Origin of the sequence: Streptomyces sp. NPDC056835 (assembly GCF_042789485.1) — a bacterium.
Lineage (GTDB): Bacteria > Actinomycetota > Actinomycetes > Streptomycetales > Streptomycetaceae > Streptomyces.
This window is the reverse complement of the sequence record NZ_JBHUBB010000008.1, coordinates 36,527-50,014: the sequence shown is the minus strand read 5'-3', so window position 1 is coordinate 50,014 and position 13,488 is coordinate 36,527. Positions and strand designations below refer to the sequence as shown.

Annotated in this window: 12 protein-coding genes and 3 pseudogenes; 6 read left to right on the top strand and 9 right to left on the bottom strand. The window is 69.3% G+C overall.

Features of this window, described 5'->3' with window-relative positions; translation table 11 throughout:
* The first annotated feature begins 99 nt into the window (after nt 1-99).
* Nucleotides 100-759: a peptide deformylase gene (def, locus tag ACFRMN_RS11130; RefSeq protein ID WP_383016686.1), complete on the top strand. Its 660-nt coding sequence runs from the start codon at nt 100-102 to the stop codon at nt 757-759.
* Here the strand turns inward: def and ACFRMN_RS11125 are convergent.
* Nucleotides 732-2,750 carry a transglycosylase domain-containing protein gene (locus ACFRMN_RS11125; protein ID WP_383016683.1) on the bottom strand — a complete coding sequence of 673 codons (2,019 nt, stop codon included), beginning with the start codon at nt 2,748-2,750 and terminating at the stop codon, nt 732-734. The genes def and ACFRMN_RS11125 overlap by 28 nt on opposite strands.
* A gap of 221 nt (nt 2,751-2,971) precedes the next feature.
* On the opposite strand from ACFRMN_RS11125, the gene ACFRMN_RS11120 reads away from it, so the two are divergent.
* Nucleotides 2,972-3,709 carry a D-Ala-D-Ala carboxypeptidase family metallohydrolase gene (locus ACFRMN_RS11120; RefSeq protein WP_383016680.1) on the top strand — a complete coding sequence of 246 codons (738 nt, stop codon included), beginning with the start codon at nt 2,972-2,974 and terminating at the stop codon, nt 3,707-3,709.
* A gap of 33 nt (nt 3,710-3,742) precedes the next feature.
* On the opposite strand, the gene ACFRMN_RS11115 is transcribed toward ACFRMN_RS11120, so the two are convergent.
* From ACFRMN_RS11115 to ACFRMN_RS11100, 4 genes are all read right to left on the bottom strand, one after another.
* The gene (locus ACFRMN_RS11115) at nt 3,743-4,708 is read right to left on the bottom strand and encodes a helix-turn-helix domain-containing protein (RefSeq protein WP_383016677.1); all 966 of its coding nucleotides are present in this window, start codon (nt 4,706-4,708) and stop codon (nt 3,743-3,745) included.
* Nucleotides 4,709-4,865: 157 nt separating this feature from the next.
* Complete coding sequence (locus tag ACFRMN_RS11110) at nt 4,866-5,330, bottom strand: DUF2809 domain-containing protein (protein ID WP_383016674.1); 465 nt, start codon at nt 5,328-5,330, stop codon at nt 4,866-4,868.
* A 31-nt stretch (nt 5,331-5,361) separates the two neighbouring features.
* A complete protein-coding gene (locus ACFRMN_RS11105; protein WP_383016671.1) occupies nt 5,362-5,859 on the bottom strand; it encodes a hypothetical protein in 498 nt (165 codons plus the stop codon).
* A gap of 79 nt (nt 5,860-5,938) precedes the next feature.
* The gene (locus ACFRMN_RS11100; protein ID WP_383016668.1) at nt 5,939-6,562 is read right to left on the bottom strand and encodes a TetR/AcrR family transcriptional regulator; all 624 of its coding nucleotides are present in this window, start codon (nt 6,560-6,562) and stop codon (nt 5,939-5,941) included.
* Nucleotides 6,563-6,674: 112 nt separating this feature from the next.
* Here ACFRMN_RS11100 and ACFRMN_RS11095 point away from each other — a divergent pair, with 112 nt between their 5' ends.
* The 3 genes and pseudogenes from ACFRMN_RS11095 to ACFRMN_RS11085 form a co-directional block, all read left to right on the top strand.
* Nucleotides 6,675-7,703 carry an aldo/keto reductase gene (locus ACFRMN_RS11095; protein WP_383016665.1) on the top strand — a complete coding sequence of 343 codons (1,029 nt, stop codon included), beginning with the start codon at nt 6,675-6,677 and terminating at the stop codon, nt 7,701-7,703.
* Between the two features lie 311 nt (nt 7,704-8,014).
* Nucleotides 8,015-8,404 (top strand): annotated as a pseudogene (locus tag ACFRMN_RS11090) (DUF6879 family protein); the annotation flags it as partial.
* 83 nt (nt 8,405-8,487) lie between these two features.
* Nucleotides 8,488-8,985 (top strand): annotated as a pseudogene (locus ACFRMN_RS11085) (DUF5753 domain-containing protein); the annotation flags it as partial.
* 30 nt (nt 8,986-9,015) lie between these two features.
* Here ACFRMN_RS11085 and ACFRMN_RS11080 read toward each other — a convergent pair.
* Nucleotides 9,016-9,237 (bottom strand): annotated as a pseudogene (locus tag ACFRMN_RS11080) (DUF6879 family protein); the annotation flags it as partial.
* 10 nt (nt 9,238-9,247) lie between these two features.
* Here ACFRMN_RS11080 and ACFRMN_RS11075 point away from each other — a divergent pair.
* Entirely contained in the window at nt 9,248-9,613 is a 366-nt protein-coding gene (locus tag ACFRMN_RS11075) for an ATP-binding protein (protein ID WP_383016662.1), read from the top strand.
* A 42-nt stretch (nt 9,614-9,655) separates the two neighbouring features.
* Here ACFRMN_RS11075 and ACFRMN_RS11070 read toward each other — a convergent pair whose 3' ends face one another.
* The 3 genes from ACFRMN_RS11070 to ACFRMN_RS11060 all read right to left on the bottom strand — a co-directional run bounded on the left by ACFRMN_RS11070 (nt 9,656) and on the right by ACFRMN_RS11060 (nt 13,475).
* Entirely contained in the window at nt 9,656-9,877 is a 222-nt protein-coding gene (locus ACFRMN_RS11070) for a hypothetical protein (protein ID WP_383016659.1), read from the bottom strand.
* 203 nt (nt 9,878-10,080) lie between these two features.
* Entirely contained in the window at nt 10,081-11,094 is a 1,014-nt protein-coding gene (locus ACFRMN_RS11065; protein WP_383016656.1) for a ribonucleotide-diphosphate reductase subunit beta, read from the bottom strand.
* Nucleotides 11,094-13,475 (bottom strand): ribonucleoside-diphosphate reductase subunit alpha, encoded by a 2,382-nt coding sequence (locus tag ACFRMN_RS11060; protein ID WP_383016653.1) that lies wholly within the window; start codon nt 13,473-13,475, stop codon nt 11,094-11,096. The genes ACFRMN_RS11065 and ACFRMN_RS11060 overlap by 1 nt, the downstream gene beginning before the upstream one ends.
* Nucleotides 13,476-13,488: the final 13 nt, after the last annotated feature.

Sequence of the window (13,488 nt, the reverse complement as noted above, 5' to 3'; positions counted from 1 at the left end):
AACGTGCTGAGACCCCCCGAGGCCTGCCCTTAGGCTGTATGGGCACATCGCACGGATCGTGCAGGCAGCATCGGGTACCGAGGAAGGCGTACTGCGGACATGGCGCAGCAGGAGACGGACCAGCGGATCGACAGTGGGACCCCGGTGGCGGAGCCGGGGGACGGGTTCGTCGTGGACACGGAGGACGCCGAGGCGCGCGAGCTGGCGCACCGCGAGCGCGGCACGTCCCGCCCGATCACCGTCGTCGGGAATCCGGTGCTCCACAAGGAGTGCCGGGATGTCACGGAGTTCGGTGACGAGCTCGCCGCGCTGATCGACGACATGTTCGCCAGCCAGCACGCAGCCGAGGGCGTGGGCCTGGCCGCCAACCAGATCGGTGTGGACCTGAAGGTCTTCGTCTACGACTGCCCGGACGACGACGGCGTACGGCACGTCGGCGCCATCTGCAACCCGGTGCTTGAGGAGCTGCCGCCCGCCGAGCGCCATCTCGACGACTCGAACGAGGGCTGCCTCTCCGTACCGACGGCGTACGCGGCGCTGCCGCGCCCCGACTACGCGGTGGTGCGCGGCCAGGACGCCCAGGGCAAGCCCGTCAGGGTGCGCGGCACGGGCTACTTCGCCCGCTGCCTCCAGCACGAGACGGACCATCTCTACGGCTACCTGTACATCGACCGGCTCTCGAAGCGCGACCGCAAGGACGCGCTCCGGCAGATGGCGGAGAACACCCCGCGCTACGAGACCGTTCCCAACCCTTCCTGAGGACGCGGATCCGCGTAGGGCGGCGGGGGCACCACCGCGTGCTGGTACTCCTCCCAGATCAGCGGCGGGAACGCGCTGCCCCGCTCGGAGTCGGGGCCGCCCACGCCCTGCATGGGAAGCAGGTGCGGGACGTCCGGCTTCGTACGGAACATCGTGACCGACGTGCTCAGTTCTCCGGTGGTGCCGATGAACCAGGCTGATTTCATGCGGTCGTTGGGACCGGTCTTGCCGGCCCGGACCGAGTAGTAGGCCACCCCGTCCTTCGGAGGTCCGAGGGCGCTCCAGCCCACCTGCTGGAGCGCCCCGCCGACGATCGCGGCCACCGTCGGGTCCATCGCGCGCCGCGCCCGGGGCTTGTCGAAGCCGTCGACCGCGACACCGGCCCGCTCGACCTCGGTCACCGAGTACGGCTCGGTCGCGCGGCCCTCGTTGACGAAGGTCGTATAGGCGCTGGCCAGCCGGACGGCGCTGGGGGTCGAGGTGCCGATCGAGAACGTCGGTTCCAGCTTCGCCATGCTCTCCTCGCGCAGTCCCGACGCGACCGCCAGTTCCTTGACCGTCTTCAGCCCGATCTCCTTTCCGATCCGCACGAACGGGGTGTTGTCGGAGTCCACCAGGGACTCGTCGAGGTTCACGGAGAGGGCGGGAACCCCTGTCGGTACGCTCAGCGGTCCGTTCCCGCTCCGGGCGGCGCGGGCGGCGGCCTCCTGCTGCCGGGCGCCGCCCTGCTCCAGGGCGGCGGCGTACACGAAGGGCTTGAACGCCGAGCCCGCCGGCACGCCCGAGGTGTCCGCGTTGTTGCTGAAGTGCTCGATGGCGTCGGAGCCGCCGTACACCGCGACGATCGCCCCGTCCTCGGGCCGTACCGAGGCCGCGCCGACCTGCACATGCCGGTCGGCCGCGCGCTTCTCCGGGTCGAGGCGGTCCACGCGTACCTTCTCGACGGCCTTGGTCAGCGCGCGCACCTTGTCCTTCTCGAAGGTGGTGTGGACGCGGTAGCCGCCACCGGCGAGATCCTTGTCGGTGAGCCCGCTGCGGCTCTTGACGTACTTGTTGGCGATGTCGATGAGATAGCCGATCTGCCCCGCCTGGCTGGTCGGTTTGACGGGGGGTTTCGGCTCGGGGAACTTCTTGTACTTCGCGCGTTCCTCGGCGCTCATCGAGCCGGTCTCGACCTGACGGTCCAGGATCCAGCCCCACCGCTCCACGGCCCGCCTGTGGTTGGCGGGGCTGAGCGCCGGGTCGAAACTGTCCGCGCCCTTGAGGAGCGAGGCGAGCAGGGCGCCCTGACTGGGGTTCAGCTCCTTGGCGGGGACGCCGTAATACGCGTACGAGGCGGCCTGGACGCCGTAGGAGTCGCGGCCGAACCACGAGGTGTTCAGATAGCCCTGAAGGATCTCCGACTTGGGCTTCTGATTGCTGACCTTCAGGGAGAGGAAGAGCTCCTTGACCTTGCGGCTGACGGTCTGGTCCTGGCTCAGATAGGTGTTCTTCACATACTGCTGGGTGATCGTGGAACCGCCCTGGGTCTCCTCGCCCTTGACGATGTTCACGGCGGCGCGGGCGATGCCCGTCACCGAGACGCCCGAGTCGCTGTAGAAGTCCGCGTTCTCCGCCGCGATGACGGCGTTCCGGACGGACTCGGGCACCTGCGCGAGCGCGATGTCCTGCCGGTTCACATCGCCCACGCTCACCATCCGGCTGCCGTCGGCCCAGTAGTAGACGGTGGCCTGCCGGCGCGCGGAGTCGTGCTCGCCCGGGATCTCGACATTCATGTAGATGGCCACGAAGAGCCCCGCGAGCGCGCCGGCGGAGAGCAGGAACAGGCCGGAGACCAGCTTCCAGGAGGGCATCCAGCGCCTCAGGCCGCGCCGGCCGCGGCGGGGGAAGTCGATGAGCCGGCGGCGTCGTTCGCGATGGCCGGCCGGGGCGTCGTCGTTGTCGGCCGAGTTCTTTCCGTGGTTCGCGCGGCGTGTGCGGGGCAGCCTCATGGGGGGCGTGGACCTCCTCGATCATGAGCCGCCACTAGGGGGGTTGGCGAGCTCGAAAGGTAGACCTTCTGGGCAGTGATCCCGGTTGGTTCGCTTGCGGAATCTCCACATCCGGAGGAATGCCTTTCCACTTCCATTCCGCCTTGCCGGGGACCGGTTGACGCGCGTCGACCCGTACGCCAATCTCTGCGTACGACCAAGCCCCGGCAAAGGGAGATCCGATGCTCAGACGCACCGCCCGACTGTTGCTCAGTCTTGTCATGGCCATGTCCTTCGCCTGGGCCGGGGTGCTCGCCACGGCCGGTACGGCACAGGCCGACGGCTGCTACACGTGGTCCCGCACGCTCTCCCAGGGCGCCTCGGGCGCCGATGTCACCCAGCTCCAGATCCGGGTGGCCGGCTATCCGGGAACCGGCGGCGTACTCGCCATCGACGGCTCGTACGGCCCGGCGACCACCGCCGCGGTGCAGCGCTTCCAGTCCGCGTACGGGCTGGCGTCCGACGGCGTCGCGGGCCCCGCGACCTTCAGCAAGCTCTACGCGCTCCAGGACGACGACTGCACCCCGGTCCACTTCAGCTACGCCGAGCTGAACAACTGCAACAGCACCTGGGCGGGCGGCGCGGTGGACGCGGCCACCGCCAAGTCCAACGCCCTGCGCACGATGTGGAAGCTGGAGGCGCTGCGCCACGCGCTGGGCGACCAGCCGCTCCGGGTCACCAGCGGCTTCCGCTCACAGGCGTGCAACAACGCGGTCGGCGGGGCGTCGAGCAGCCGCCATCTCTACGGGGACGCCGCCGACATCGGCGCCGGGCCGCACTCGCTCTGCACGCTGGCGCAGACGGCCCGTAACCACGGCTTCAACGGGATCCTCGGCCCCGGCTACCCGGGCCACGACGACCACGCGCATGTCGACCACCGGCCGAGCCGCTACTGGTCGGCGCCGAGCTGCGGCATCTGAGCAGGTCACGTCTTCTGGATGAGGTCCGGGGCCTCACGCGGCGTGCGAGGGGCCCCGGAACGTACGGCGGTACGCGTTCGGGGTCGTCCCGAGCGTCCGCAGGAAGTGATGGCGCAGCCCGGCCGCGTTCCCGAACCCGGCCCGGCCGGCGACGCTGTCCACCGTCTCGTCCGTCGCCTCCAGCAACTCCTGTGCCAGCAGCACCCGCTGGCGCAGCAGCCAGCGGTACGGGGTGGTCCCCGTCTCCTGCTGGAAGCGGCGGGCGAAGGTGCGCGGCGACATATGAGCACGCTCGGCCAGCTGCTCGACGGTCATCTCGCGGTCCAGATGCCGTTCCATCCAGCCGAGGACGTCACCGACCGTGTCACAGCGGCTGCGGGGCAGCGGGCGCTCGATGAACTGGGCCTGGCCGCCGTCGCGGTGGGGCGGTACGACCATGCGGCGCGCGATCGCGTTGGCGACCTCGGGGCCGTGCTCCGTCCGTACGAGATGGAGGCAGGCGTCGATCCCGGCGGCCGTACCGGCCGAGGTGATCACCGGCCCCTCGTCCACGTACAGCACATCCGGCTCCACGACGGCCCGCGGATAGGTACGGGCCAGCTCCGCCGCGTGCCGCCAGTGCCCGGCGCACCGGCGCCCGTCCAGCAGCCCGGCGGCGCCGAGCACGAAGACCCCGGAACACACGCTCAGCACTCGCGAGCCCCGGTCAACGGCCCGGCGCAGGGCGGCGAGCAGGGCGGGCGGATAGTCGCGGCCGATGTACGACTCACCGGCCGGTACGGCGATCAGATCGGCCTCTTCGAGCCGGTCCATGCCGTGCAGGGAGCCGATCGTGAACCCCGCGTGGGTCCGCAGCACGGGCCCCTCGGCCGACACCACCGCGAAATCGTGCACGGGAAGACCCTCGTCGCTCCGGTCTAAGCCGAACACCTCGCACAGGACGCCGAGTTCGAAGGGATGCACTCCGTCCAGCAGGACGGCGGCCACATTGTTCAGCATGGATTCAGTGTGGCAGTAATTCGATGGTTGATGACAGTCCTGCCACTGCTTTCCCTGCCAGGAACCGGCGACAGTGGGGACATGGACACCTTCCTGACAGTTGTCGCCCTTATCGCCCTGTTTGTTCTGCTGCTTCTGCCGCCGCTGATCTGGCACCTCAAGGACCGGGCGATCGACCGCCAGCTACGCCGCGCCGAACACCCGGAACGCCCGAAGGACGCCCCGGGCCCGCGCCCCGCCGCCACCGCGCCACGGCCGTATGCGCGAGCGCCGCGCCCAGTGCACCGACCGCGTACCACAGCAGGTCAGGGGCGTTGAAGGTGGAGCCGAGCACCAGCCGCGCGAGCACACTGCGCGCGGCCAGCTCGGCGGGTACGGAGGTGAGCTGGAGCACTTCCACGGCCCAGCTGAACCCGAGCGCGACGGCCCCGGCGGCGAGGGGCCGGACCCGGGGAGCGACAAGCACCACCAGCGTGTACACGAGCACGGTATAAAGCGCGTCCCCGCCGTACTTGGCGACCGCGCCCGTCCCCGCCCCGACGCCCCTGATCCCCAGCCCCGCACCCACGGTCATCACGGCCGCGCCACCCGCCAACAGGCGCGTACGCGCGAGAGATCCCATGGGGAGAGACCCTATGCGCTCGCGCGCCCGGTCAGCCGCGGTTCTTGACGCGGTGGTCGTAGTAGTGCTCGTCACCGACCAGAACCGAGGTGACATGGACGGGAAGGCCATCCGGAGTGCGAGGGACCTCCTGGGAGGTCTGGCGGCCGAAGCCGAGCGAGACCCCCGGGATGAACGGATACCCGGCCTCGCTCCGGTCGACGGTCCAGCCCCGTTCCACCGCCCCGCGGAAAAGGTCCTCGGCGGGGGTGGTGAAGACGTCGTCGCCGTCGAGGAGCACGCGGACGTCGGTCCGGCGGCCCTCGCCGGGCCACCACAGCTCGATCGCGGTGACCACGTCACCGGCGCCTTCCAGCAGGACGCTGACCCGGATCTCCCGCCAGGACGTCACGATGGTCTTCGAGGGGTCGTCCTCGTCGTCGTCCACTTCGTGCGGCCCCCAGGGAGAAACCGCCGCGACGGCCTCATCGAGGCTTGTCCCCAGCAGTACGGGCCCGGCGCCACGGGGCGGATCCAGAACGATGTCCATGGGGCCTCATTCTCCGCCACGGCACTCCCCTGCGACGGCCTTCGCGACGGCCTTCGCGGAGAAGCGGAGAAGACGCGGCTCAGCGGGCTTCCGGGGTGGGGGTGCCGTAGCGGAGTCCGTCGACGAGCAGCGCGACCATCCGTCGCGTGTGGCCGTTGTCGTCCTGGGCGGGAAGGGTCAGATTGCCCGTGGCGCGCAGCAGGTCTTCCGGGTCGACGTCGGAGCGGATCTCGCCCGCTCGCGCCGCGGTGTCGAGGAGCGTGCTGAGGACGGGCACGAAGCGCTGCTGGAAGTAGGCGGGCAAGGTGTCGTAGGCCGGGTCCCCCGAGTGCAGGGCGGCGCTGAGCCCGCGCTTCGTGCCGATGAAGACCGCGAAGCGCTGCAACCACCTGGCGAGCGCTTCGGCTGGTTCGTGCTGCGCGGCGAGGCATGACGCGGCGTCGGCGCAGGCGTCGACTTCGTGGCGGAAGACCGCGGCGATGAGGTCCGAGCGCTGCGGGAAGTGGCGGTAGAGGGTGCCGGCTCCCACGCCCGCCCTGGCGGTGATCTGACGTACGGGCGCGTCCACTCCCGAGGTGACGAAGACTTCCGCGGCGGCCGTGAGCAGGGCCTCGGTGCTGCGCTGCGCGTCGGCGCGTACGCGTTTACGGGGCTGTCCTTCCGCCGTGCCGGCGTCGGCTTCCCGAGTCGTGTCCTCGCCCACGATGTTTCCCCTTGCTAACCGGAACGCTGTTCCGTATTGTTTAAGTTGAACGCTGTTCCGCTTGGTCAGCGTAGCGCCCCGCGTGGGGCGTCATCAACGCGCGAGGAGATTCATGAAGTACCGCACACTGGGCCGGACCGGCATCAAGGTCAGCCCGTACTGCCTGGGCGCGATGATGTTCGGCGCCATGGGCAACCCCGACCACGACGACTCCGTCCGGATCATCCAGAAGGCGCTGGACGCGGGCATCAACTTCGTAGACACCGCCGACGCCTACTCACGAGGCGAGTCCGAGGAGATCGTCGGGAAAGCTCTCAAGGGCCGCCGGGACAACGTCGTTCTGGCCACCAAGGTTCACCTCCCGATGGGCGACGACCCCAACCAGCGGGGCAACTCGCGGCGCTGGGTGATCCGCGCGCTGGAGGACTCCCTGCGCCGCCTGGGGACCGACCACGTCGATCTGTTCCAGATCCACAGGCCCGCGCCGGACACCGACGTGGAGGAAACCCTCTCGGCACTCACCGACCTCGTACGCGCGGGGAAGGTCCGCACCATCGGTGCCTCCACGTTTCCCGCCTCGGACATCGTCGAGGCGCAGTGGGTCTCCGAGCGCCGGGGCCTGGAGCGGTTCCGCACCGAGCAGCCGCCGTACTCGATCCTCAACCGCGGCATCGAGCGCGAGGTGCTGCCCGTCTGCGAGCGTTACGGCATGGGCACCCTGGTCTGGAGCCCTCTCGCGGGAGGTCTGCTCACCGGCCGTTACCGCAAGGGCCGGCAGCCCGACACCCACCGCGCCGCCTTCGGCTTCAAGCACCTGAGCGACGAGCGCCGACTCGACGCGGTCGAACAGCTCATCCCCGTCGCCCAGGACGCCGGGATGTCACTGACCCACCTGGCGACGGCTTTCGTCATCGCCCACTCGGCCGTCACCTCCGCGATCATCGGCCCGCGCACCATGGACCACCTCGACGACCTCCTCGCGGGTGCGGAGATCACGCTGGACGACGAAATCCTCGACCGGATCGACGCCATCGTGCCCCCCGGCACCGACGTCGGGGCGCTCGACATGGCCTACAACTCGCCTGCTGTCGAACAGGCCCGCTTGCGCCGCCGCCTCCCCGACGAACGCTCCGCCGCCTGAGCGGAGCGGCCGAGGAGCCCGACCGGCGGGGCGCGGCGCCGGACCGGCGGGCGCCGCACCGCCGATCGGTCGGGATCGGTCAGGTCACTTCCCGCTGTCCCCTCCCTGCGACAGGACCGTAGGGTGCGGCTCGTCCGACTCCCAAGGAAATTGCGCGAGTTTGCGGAGTCCACGTTGACGACGCTGAATGTGTGTCTGACGATCGGGGTGCCGCCCAATCTCAAGCAAGATGGCGGACGGGAGAGTGGCCATGAAGTTACGGTTTCTCGGTAAGAACTCCACCCCTGGAGACAGCCCCACGCTGTACGCCAGTGACCAGGACAGTTACGTCGTCCAGGGCTGGCAGCACCCAGCGTGACGAACTCTTCAACAGCTTCACGCACGACGCCTTTCATCTGGAGCTGAGGGACGACTACGGCTCGCCCATCGAGGACACGCCCTACGCCCGCTGGCAGAGGGGAGAACCGGACGATTTCGCGTGGCTCGGCCCGTGGATGGCGCTCATGAAGCGCGTCATCGGGGACGGCAAGACGGTCCGGAGGGTGCGAATCGTGTCCGAACCGCACTCCCAGTACGTCGGTTGGGAGCACTCGCTCACCCGACTGAACCTGGAGGCCGGAGAGGACATTCGGTGGCTGCCTCGGCACCAGCTCCCTGAAGGCGCGTCCTTCCCAGTCGCGGGGAACGACTGGTGGCTCTTCGATGACCGTCTTCTGGCCGTGGGTCACTTCGACGACGAGGGCCGAGTCCTCGGGTTCACGTCAAGACGAAGGTCTTCCGGGTCTGGCATCCCACTCTGGTGTGGGGGACGCTCCAGACCGCCGAGTACGCGGCTGAGACGTTCAAGCAGGTCGTCGACTACTACGAGGTCCCTGACGACACGGAGTCCGCCGTGGCGAAGCGACTGGAGCGTCAGCAGTACCTCTACCGGGGTGACCGCATCTTCAACGTGCTGCTGGCTGAGCAGGCCCTCTACACGAACTTCGGTGGCCCAGAAGTGATGAGAGGGCAGTTGGACCGACTCCTGGCGGTAATGACACTGCCACGGTTGAGCCTGGGCATCGTTCCAAGGCGAGCTGAGATGCGCATCTGGCCCGGCAACTCGTTCTCGATGTTCGATACCAAGCTTGTGCTGGTTGAGACCTATTCGGCCGAGTTCTCAGTCACTCAGCCGCGCGAGATCGCCTTGTACGCGAGGGCTTTTGACCTCCTGAAAACCTCGGCGGTCTATGGCAGGACGGCGCGGGCCCTGATCAGGTTCGCCTTGGACGATCTTGGCTAGCCAGCACCTTCCGCCTCGATCTGTACCGGGTCAGATCCTGTACTCGTCGTGTGGGACGGCCCTTTTCCATACCGCTTCGAAGGCCGAAGCGCACAAGTGAGCCACGGCCGGATCGTCGGACATCTCGGGTTCCGCGGCCTCGCCGATGCCGGAGAAGTGATTGAAACGCACGAGCCTGCCGTCGATGAGCCAGAAGTCGTTGGCGGGCAGGGCGATACCCAGAGCCTGACGGCGGGGCAGCCGGCGGACCCGGCTCGCGCGGTTGCTTGTCGCGCAGCAGCTGGACGAGTGGGGGATTCCGCGTGCGACGCCCACCGCCGCCGTGGTCGTCGCCGTCCTCGCTGAGCTGGCCGCGAACGCCGTGACGCATGGCCGCACTCCTGGGCGGGACTTCGAGGTGCGGCCGGCTCTCGCGTCGGCGGTCGTTCGGATCGAAGTCCTCGACACACGGCCCGATCGGCTCCCACGCGTGCCCGGCCTCACCGCCCCGCCTCCACCGGACGCGACCAACGGGCGTGGGCTGTTGCTCGTCGCCGCGTATGCCGACCGGTGGGGGTGGAGCGTGCGTGACGCGTACACCACCAAGACGGTCTGGGCCGAGGTGGACTACCGTCCGGGTGCTGGATGATCTCGTCCGGAGCAGCCCTTCCCGGTTCCGGCGGGCCGCCGGTCACGCGAGTTCCCGCAGCGCGCGGTTGATCGCCGCGTTGCGGACCACGCACGCGCCCCACACGCCGAGTCCCCATACGGCGAACACCGTGATCTGGGTCGCGGCCTCCCCCGCCCCGAATCCCCAGCACAGCGCTCCCGCCACCGCGCCCGCCGCGAGGACGACCGGCAGCACGACCCGGCTCCGGCGCAGACGCGAGGGCCAGGACCGGGTCACCAGCACCCCCGCCCTCCTCCTCGCGGCCCGGATGAGCGCATATCCCGGCGAGCCCCGCGAACGATACGAGGAGTGCCACCAGAGCGGCCTGCCCGTCCCTGCTCTCGCTCCAGACCCGCACCAGGGCCGGCAGCACCAATGCCGCCGCCACGGCCGGGCCGGAATTTGCGTCGGCCCCCTCGCCGGCCCCTCGCCGCGCACGGCCCGCCCTAGAAGTCGTCGTCGAAGCCGACCGTGCCCTCCACCGCGACCTGGTACGCCGACGGACGGCGCTCGAAGAAGTTCGTCAGCTCCTGGACGCCCTGGAGCTCCATGAAGGAGAACGGATTCCGCGAACCGTAGACCGCCGGGAAGCCCAGCCGCTGGAGGCGCTGGTCCGCGACGCACTCCAGGTACTCGCGCATCGACTCGGTGTTCATGCCCGGCAGGCCGTCGCCGCACAGGTCCCGGCCGAATTGCAGCTCCGCCTCGACCGCCTCCTTCAGCATGTCCGTGACCTGCCGCTCAAGGTCGTCGTCGAAGAGGTCCGGCTCCTCCTTGCGTACGGTGTCCACGACCTCGAACGCGAAGTTCATGTGCATCGTCTCGTCACGGAACACCCAGTTGGTGCCGGTGGCCAGGCCGTGCAGCAGACCGCGCGAGCGGAACCAGTAGACGTACGCGAACGCGCCGTAGAAGAACAGCCCCTCGATACAGGCCGCGAAGCAGATCAGATTCAGCAGGAAGCGCCGGCGGTCCGCCTTCGACTCCAGGCGGTCGATCGTCTCGACCGAGTCCATCCACTTGAAGCAGAACTGGGCCTTCTCGCGGATCGACGGGATCTCCTCCACCGCGTCGAAGGCCGCCGCGCGGTCCGCCGGATCGGGCAGATACGTGTCGAGCAGCGTCAGATAGAACTGGACGTGTACGGCCTCCTCGAAGAGCTGGCGGGAGAGATAGAGCCGCGCCTCGGGGGAGTTGATGTGCTTGTAGAGCGTCAGCACCAGGTTGTTCGACACGATCGAGTCGCCCGTCGCGAAGAACGCGACCAGCCGGCCGATCATGTGCTGCTCGCCGGGGGAGAGCTTGGCGAGATCGGCGACGTCGGAGTGCAGGTCGACCTCCTCCACCGTCCAGGTGTTCTTGATCGCGTCGCGGTAGCGCTCGTAGAAGTCCGGGTAGCGCATGGGCCGCAGCGTCAGCTCGAAGCCCGGGTCCAGGAGGTTCTTTTCCGAAGTGGTCATTACTGGCAGGCCTCGCAGGACTCGGGGTTTTCCAGGGAGCAGGCGATCGCGTCTTCGGAGACCGCCTGCGCGGGTACGGGTACGGGTACGGCGGCGGTCGCACCCGCCGCCCGCGCGATCCGCGTCGCCGGACGCGAGCGCAGGTAGTACGTCGTCTTCAGGCCCTTCTTCCAGGCGTACGCGTACATCGAGCTGAGCTTCCCGATGGTCGGCGTCTCCAGGAACAGGTTCAGCGACTGGCTCTGGTCGAGGAACGGCGTACGGGCCGCCGCCATGTCGATCAGTCCGCGCTGCGGGATCTCCCACGCCGTACGGAACAGCTCGCGCACCTCCGCCGGGATCCAGCTGAACCCCGCCACCGATCCACTCGACTCGCGCAGCGCCTCGCGCGTCTGCGCGTCCCAGACGCCGAGCCGCTTCAGCTCGTCCACCAGGTACGAGTTGACCTGGAGGAATTCCCCGGACAGCGTCTCGCGCTTGAACAGGTTGGAGACCTGCGGCTCGATGCACTCGTACACGCCCGCGATCGAGGCGATCGTCGCCGTCGGAGCGATCGCGAGGAGCAGCGAGTTCCGCATGCCGCTCGTGGCGATCCGGGCGCGCAGCGCGGCCCAGCGCTCCGGCCAGTTCAGCTCCACGTCGTAGTGGTCGGGGTGCAGCACCCCGCGCGCGGCGCGCGTCTCGGACCAGGCGGGGAGCGGGCCGTTGCGTTCGGCGAGCGCGCAGGACGCCTCGTACGCGGCGAGCATGATCCGTTCGGCGATCTTCGTGGAGAGTGCGGCGGCCTCGGCGGAGTCGAAGGGCAGCCGCTTCTTGAAGAAGACGTCCTGGAGGCCCATCGCGCCCAGGCCCACCGGGCGCCACTTCGCGTTGGAGTCACCGGCCTGCTCGGTCGGGTAGAAGTTGATGTCCACGACCCGGTCGAGGAAGGTCACGGCCGTACGGACGGTCTCGTCCAGCCGCTCCCAGTCGATGTCCCCCGACGCCGGCACGAACGAACCGAGGTTGATGGAGCCGAGGTTGCAGACGGCGGTCTCGCCGTCGTCCGTCACCTCCAGGATCTCGGTGCAGAGGTTGGAGGAGTGGACGACGCGGCCGGGCTCGGCGGTCTGGTTCGCCGTACGGTTCGAGGCGTCCTTGAAGGTCATCCAGCCGTTGCCGGTCTGGGCGAGGGTGCGCATCATCCGGCCGTACAGCTCGCGGGCCGGGATGGTCCTGCGCGCCAGTCCCGCGGCCTCCGCCTCGCGGTAGCGCGTGTCGAACGCGTCGCCCCACAGGTCGACCAGTTCCGGCACGTCGACGGGGGAGAAGAGGGACCAGACGCCGTCCGACTCGACCCGGCGCATGAACTCGTCCGGGATCCAGTGCGCGAGATTCAGATTGTGCGTACGGCGGGCGTCCTCACCGGTGTTGTCGCGCAGCTCCAGGAATTCCTCCAGATCCGCGTGCCAGGTCTCCAGGTAGACGCAGGCCGCGCCCTTGCGCCGGCCGCCCTGGTTGACGGCCGCGACCGAGGAGTCGAGGGTGCGCAGGAACGGGACGATGCCGTTGGAGTGCCCGTTGGTGCCCCGGATCAGCGAACCGCGCGAACGGATGCGGGAGTACGAGAGGCCGATGCCGCCCGCGTGCTTCGAGAGCCGCGCCACCTGGTGGTAGCGGTCGTAGATCGAGTCCAGTTCGTCCAGCGGGGAGTCCAGCAGATAGCAGGAGGACATCTGCGGATGGCGCGTACCGGAGTTGAAGAGGGTGGGGGAGGACGGGAGGTAGTCCAGCCGGCTCATCAGCCGGTAGAGCGCGGCGACCTCGTCGAGCGCGCGGGCGCTGTCGTCCTCGGCCAGCCCTGAGGCCACGCGCAGCATGAAGTGCTGCGGGGTCTCGATGACCTGGCGGGTGATCGGGTGGCGGAGCAGATAGCGGCTGTAGAGGGTCCGCAGCCCGAAGTAGCCGAAGCGGTCGTCGGCTTCCTGGTCGATGAGCGCGTCGAGGAAATCGGCGTGCAGCGTGACGAGGCCGGCCGTACGGTCCGCGATCAGGCCCTCGCGGTGACCGACGGCGACGGACGCGGAGAACGCCACGGCGCCCTGGCCCGCGGCCTCGTCGGCGATGGTGCGGGTCAGCAGCCTGGCCGCGAGCCGGGAGTAGGCGGGGTCCTCGGAGATGAGCCCCGCGGCCGCCTCGGTGGCGAGCTCGCGCAGCTCGGCCTCGTCCGACCGGGCGTTACGGCCGCGCAGCGCGGCGGCGGCGACTCTTCCGGGGTCGGTGTCGGGCAGATCGGCGGTCAGGTCCGTCAGGGTCCGCAGCAGTGCGGTCCCCGGTCCGTCGACCGCCCGCGCGGCGGCCTCGGAGATGCCTGAAGCCGGATCGGCTGGCGCGATGGTCACGTGGTGCTCTCCC

Excerpts from the sequence above, each read along its gene's own strand:
- def (WP_383016686.1), top strand. The coding sequence starts at position 100 with ATGGCGCAGCAGGAGACGGACCAGCGGATCGACAGTGGGACCCCGGTG.
- ACFRMN_RS11125 (WP_383016683.1), bottom strand. The coding sequence starts at position 2,750 with ATGAGGCTGCCCCGCACACGCCGCGCGAACCACGGAAAGAACTCGGCC.
- ACFRMN_RS11120 (WP_383016680.1), top strand. The coding sequence starts at position 2,972 with ATGCTCAGACGCACCGCCCGACTGTTGCTCAGTCTTGTCATGGCCATG.
- ACFRMN_RS11115 (WP_383016677.1), bottom strand. The coding sequence starts at position 4,708 with ATGCTGAACAATGTGGCCGCCGTCCTGCTGGACGGAGTGCATCCCTTC.
- ACFRMN_RS11110 (WP_383016674.1), bottom strand. The coding sequence starts at position 5,330 with ATGGGATCTCTCGCGCGTACGCGCCTGTTGGCGGGTGGCGCGGCCGTG.
- ACFRMN_RS11105 (WP_383016671.1), bottom strand. The coding sequence starts at position 5,859 with ATGGACATCGTTCTGGATCCGCCCCGTGGCGCCGGGCCCGTACTGCTG.
- ACFRMN_RS11095 (WP_383016665.1), top strand. The coding sequence starts at position 6,675 with ATGAAGTACCGCACACTGGGCCGGACCGGCATCAAGGTCAGCCCGTAC.
- ACFRMN_RS11065 (WP_383016656.1), bottom strand. The coding sequence starts at position 11,094 with ATGACCACTTCGGAAAAGAACCTCCTGGACCCGGGCTTCGAGCTGACG.